A 4,212-nucleotide genomic window follows, 5' to 3' on the forward strand; every position below is an offset into this window, starting at 1 on the left:
GCACTGGCTGCTGAAGCACTCGGCTGGACTCCCAATTCCATCATTCGCGTGTCGGATCGAGTCGCCGCGTTCATCATCGCATTGATCCGTGCTTTCTGCCGAATCTCTTCCAGCTTCAGGCGAGCCGAACCCTGGAATCGCGACAGGGACCGACCGATACCGTCTGCGCCGCCGGTGCGTGCTTCCATCTGTGCTCCCACCTGCCAATCCAACTCTGCCTCGGCATTCCGCCCCTGGTTGTAGGCCACGATGCCGCGGAAGTAATAGGCACGGGGGTCACGCGTTCCGCCGTCGATGGCTTGCGACAGGTAGTCATACGCCTCGGTGTATTGACCGGCATAATACGCATGCACCCCTCGGCCGTAGATCTCGGCCAGGACGGATTCGTTCTGCGCACTGGCCTGGTGTGAGCCGAGCATTGCTCCGATGAGCGCGAGCGCGGCCAGCGGTGCGAGAGAAAAAGAATGTCGGATCATCACTTTGGGGTCCTCTGACAAGTCGATCGGTTGATTGCGTGCAAGTAGCCGTTGCAGGCGACTATTGCGGAAGAATAGACGACAGCAACCTTGCCGATAGGTCGGCGTACAGACCGATAAGAGAATTCGGCCATTGAACACCTGTTAGGATACTTGTGCCAAGATGCTCGGGCAAACGGATTCGAGCCGTCGATCCAGAATTTACGCGTTCACCAGACGGTCAGCCCCCCTCTCAGGCGGCTTTCTCTCGAGGTTCCTCGGGCGGAGTGTCTGCGGGAGGATCCACCGCGTCCGGTTCGGCGTTTCGCTCCGCCCCGGACAGTTCCAGCAACCGGCCGACCGCCGCCCGCAGCGGAGGATCGTCAGAAAGCTCCTCCGGGCCGCGAGCGAGATTCGCCTTGGCCTGGTCGGAAAGGACCGACCGCTGAATCTTGGACTGCAGCGCGTTCAGTTCCTCTTCCAACTTCAAAATCTCCCGCTTCCTGGCGTCTAGCACGGGTGAACCGACGTCGGCCGGAGCGTCCGACTCGCTCGGCGGAATGGCCTCCGGCGGATCGATTCCGACCAGCATCGGGAACGATGCCTCGCGCCAGCGGTCGGCCAGCTTGGCGATCGCTTCGGGTTCCATCGGAATCACGAACCCCGGATCCGGCGTCACCCCCCAATCGTCGTCTTCGGTCGCATCGGCGGTGCGGTGGATGTTCTTGTTGTTGGGGCGAAAGTATCTCGCCACGGTCAACCGCAAGGCGCTGCGGCCGTATTGCAACGGCATGATCTCCTGCACCGTTCCCTTGCCGTAGCTGCGCGTGCCCACGACGAGCGCCCGCCCGTTGTCCTGCAAACACGCCGCAACGATTTCGCTGGCGCTGGCGGAATTTTCATCGATCAAGATGGCGATCGGCTTGGAGGCATCGACCAGGGTTCCGGGTGTGGCCGCATAAGACTCTTCGATTTCGCCGTCACGGATGCGGGTGGAAACGATTTGCCCCTTCGATAAAAACATGTCGCTGACGTCGCGGGCGGCGTACAGCAACCCGCCACCATTGCCGCGCAGATCCATCACCAAGGCGTCGAAATCGTTGTCCAAATCGGCCAACACCTGCTCCAACTCGCGGACCGTTTTTTCTCCAAAACTTTTCAGCCGGACATAGGCCACCGACGGCTCGCTGGCCAACCGGTACACCCAACGGTTGGACTCGTCGCGATGATCACCGACGACCGATTCCAATTCGATCGTCGCGCGCTGGACCGACATCGTGTGTTGCTCATCACCACGCAGCACCGTCAGGGACACCATCGTGCCCGGCGGTCCCTTCAATCGATCGCTGACATCGGCCAACAACATCTCGGAGACATCCTGACCGTTCACCTTGATGATCAAGTCGTTCGGCAAGACGCCCGCCCGTAACGCCGGCGAATTGACCAGCGGCGTGACCACCCGAACCGGCTGCCCCGGAGTGGGCTGGTCCACGTAGATCCCGATGCCGGCGAATTCCTGATGCATGTTGTCCTGGAACGACCGATACGCATCGACGGCGAAATACCCGCTGTGCTCGTCCAACTGACTGACCACACCCTCCATCGCCGCCATCACCAACTGCTTGCGGTCGACCGGATCGACATAGTTTTGTTCGATCAATTCGATCGCTTCACCCAAAATGCTCGCCGTCCGGGTGTTGCGGTATGTGAAATGACACAAAATGCTGACGACCACCGCAAAGAGAATCAGATTGAAGTTGCGTGGTGGCATGCGCGAAAACAAACTCGGGAAGAAGGCAAGAAAGACGATCAGGGCGTGTGCGATCAGTCAGTGATCGTGGCACAGCAAACGCCAGCAGCGATTCGCCTATTGTACGGCGTCGATCAGCCCGACGGAAATCCCCACCTGCCCAGCCGCCAATCGGCTACACCCCGCCCAGAAATGGAATCGGAATCAGCACCGCGTGCTGTTGCACCCAGGTTTGCAATCCGTCCCAACTGGTGTACTGCGAAAGCGTGACGAAGAACAAATAGATCGCAACCACGCCGGGCATCAACAATCGCACCGTCCAGCGCGAAAGAAAACTCCATTTGCCGGTCGGTTTCACGGCCCCGTCCCCGTAGCGGAGCGCGATTCGCCTGGCCCGACGCATCGCCAACCCCTCGGCCAATCGCGCCGGCAAGATGAATGCCACAAACACCAGCGTCGGCAACCAAACCACCTCCCGCGGCGTCGCTTCGATCTTCAACAGGTAGAGCGGAATCGGCAAGACCACCAACCCCAGCACCATCGCCACCAGCCACGCCCAGGGCGAATAGCAAAACAACCGACGGATGCGACGTACCTCGAACAGCGCCCGCACTCGGTTCTCCGCCGCAAAGTGCGCTTGCAGCATCGGCAAGTACAGCAGCACCACCCCCAAAGCGATCAACGCCAACCCGCCGACCAGCCCCGCCAACCCGGTCTCTCCGTTGCGGTTGGCGGCGATGATGATCATCGCCGGGATCAACCACACCAACGTCCCCAACGCTCCACGCAATCCGAGCCAAAAGAAACGCCCCAGTTCCAGGGAATGCGTGAAATTCCAAAGCCGGTCGGGCAACGGAAGATACGTACTCGGCCGCCACGCCTGTCGCAGCATCCGCTTCGGCTGCGGCCACACAAAATGGACCAGCCGTCCGCCCCGCGCCAACGCCCAGAGCAAGTACAAAACCCCCAGACAAGCCGCGGCGATCGCGGCGATGCGGAGAGCCGTTGCCTGAGCCGCATCGGGCGCGATCAAGGACGCGACACTTTCCCAGTGGGCCAACAATTGCACGGGCAACGAACCGATGACGACCGCCAGCACCACGATTCCGATTTGACCGGCCGCACGAAGATGCGGCAACGATTCACGCAGGGTTCCCCCGCGCGTCAAACGGCCGGCAACATCCAACAAATAGCCGAACGTGATCAACTGCAGAATCGGGATCGCCGCCAAGACCGCCAGGCAAACGATCAACGAGGCAAGGCTAAACAGACCGCTGATCAACCAAGCGACGCCGGCGATGACGGTCCGAACCACACCCCGGCGGGCCGGCGGAGACGCCTCCTCCACGGGAACCGTCGCATCGCCGCTGGCTGGTAACTCGTCGCTGGCTGGTAACTCGCCGCTGGCTGGTAACTCGCCCTCGGACGTGAACTCATCCTCGGCTGGCAGCTCGGTCGTTGGCATCGTGCCGACTGCGGCCGCGGAGGCGTGAGCGTCGGCCTGCCGACCGATCGGCGCGCCGCCCGACACCTCCACCGGTTCGATCTTCGGGGAAGACAATTCGTTGGTTGGTTCAATCACTTCATTGCACAAAATTCGGTGTGAAGCGGTCAACAGCGAGCCGCGATCGGCCGAGGCGAAAAAAACTTTGAAACTCTTGCCCGCTTTCGCGGCGGCTGGGCTCATCGCGATGGCGCGATCGAAGGGCGACCCCAAATCCAGGCTATCTTGTTCGCCCGTCAGATGGGCATTCTTGGCAAACTGAAACGCGAATTCGTTCACTTTCTTTTCATTCTTCGCGTGATTCACTTCAGCCAGGCATCGGAGCGTCTTGCGCCAGCGGCCACAAACGCTGCGTGACCGTCCAATTTGGACACCACCCGGTGGCGGTTAGTTAAGGCTGGTAAACCTTGCGGCGTTCAGACCATGCCATCAAGGGATCCTACTGGTTGTTCCGATTCACTCTCTCGTGCCGGGGATTCCGGCTCCCATGACGATCGAAAGCC

The 4,212-nt window shown here is 60.8% G+C and carries 2 protein-coding genes and 1 pseudogene; all 3 read right to left on the reverse strand.

The window, feature by feature from the left end:
• Positions 1–476, reverse strand: a pseudogene (locus tag ABX749_RS24200) (hypothetical protein); the annotation flags it as partial.
• Between the two features lie 232 nt (positions 477–708).
• Complete coding sequence (locus ABX749_RS24205) at positions 709–2,226, reverse strand: S41 family peptidase (RefSeq protein WP_372898254.1); 1,518 nt, start codon at positions 2,224–2,226, stop codon at positions 709–711.
• A gap of 154 nt (positions 2,227–2,380) precedes the next feature.
• The gene (locus ABX749_RS24210; RefSeq protein ID WP_372898255.1) at positions 2,381–4,015 is read right to left on the reverse strand and encodes a DUF4013 domain-containing protein; all 1,635 of its coding nucleotides are present in this window, start codon (positions 4,013–4,015) and stop codon (positions 2,381–2,383) included.
• Between the last annotated feature and the right edge of the window lie 197 nt (positions 4,016–4,212).

Source organism: Stieleria sp. (assembly GCF_041595215.1).
Classification (GTDB): Bacteria; Planctomycetota; Planctomycetia; order Pirellulales; family Pirellulaceae; genus Stieleria; species Stieleria magnilauensis.

What these genes read in the sequence shown, in the direction of transcription:
- ABX749_RS24205 (WP_372898254.1), bottom strand. Translation starts at nt 2,226, where the DNA reads ATGCCACCACGCAACTTCAATCTGATTCTCTTTGCGGTGGTCGTCAGC.